Source organism: Micromonospora sp. ALFpr18c, from assembly GCF_008868155.1.
In the GTDB taxonomy this organism is placed as follows: domain Bacteria; phylum Actinomycetota; class Actinomycetes; order Mycobacteriales; family Micromonosporaceae; genus Micromonospora.
Map to the genome: position 1 here is coordinate 1 of NZ_WBKR01000430.1, position 870 is coordinate 870.

An 870-nucleotide genomic window follows, 5' to 3' on the forward strand; every position below is an offset into this window, starting at 1 on the left:
GCGCCAGAAGGCGTAGGCGACGGCGGCGCAGGCGCGCATCGGGGTGGTGGTCTCGTCGATGCAGAACCGGCCGTCGGGTGCCGGTTCCCAGTCGCGGTCGTCTCCGTCGAGGACCGGCAGGTCGGGGCGGGGGTCGACGGGCTGGCCGATGGGGATCTCGGTGAAGTCGGTCAGCACGTAGGGGCCGAACTGGCGGGCGAGGTCGGGCCGGTCGGCGAGTTGCGCACGACGGCGGACGGCCGCCGGGTCGTGCGGGTCGCGGTGGTCGGCCCAGCCGGCGATGGCCCAGAAGGACCGGCCGCTGTGAGTGTTGGTGGTGCGGGCCCAGGTGATCGCACCGATCGAGGACACCTCGCCGCTGAGGCTGCGGTGGTAGATCGGTTCGGGGAGGAACAGCACCCCGCCGTCGTCGGGGGCGATGTCGGCGGGGAGCACCTCGCCGGTCAGGTCGAGGGCCGCCGCGGCGGCGGCGATGATCGCGGTCATCGCGGGGGCGATGACGTACGGCTCGCCGGATCGCCACGGGTTGGCGGTGATGGCGCGGACCGCGTCGAGGACCTTCGCCATGCCCGCTGGGCTGGGGCTGGGGTGGTTGGCCAGGCGGCTGCCGAAGAACGCCTGCAGGTACTGCGCCGCGAGCGGGCTGCGGTGGTAGTCGACCATGCGGGTGCGCAGGTCGACGGCGGTGCGGGCGTAGCCGGCGAGAGTGTCGTTCGGTAGGAAGTTCACTGGTTGCCTCCAGGGTGTGTGCTCAGGCGGCCAGCGCCGCCACGGGTGGACGCCGGTAGACGCGGGATTCCGGCGACACCGCGTCCGGTACGGGCGCGGGCCGCGTCAGGGGTGCCGGCGGGCGGGCAGGGGTGAACCAGC

The 870-nt window shown here is 73.8% G+C and carries 1 protein-coding gene; it reads right to left on the reverse strand.

Annotation, left to right across the window (positions count from 1 at the left end):
* The coding region (locus F8271_RS31540) for a hypothetical protein (RefSeq protein ID WP_151493414.1) at window positions 1–729 on the reverse strand (729 nt) is incomplete at its 3' end.
* Window positions 730–870: the final 141 nt, after the last annotated feature.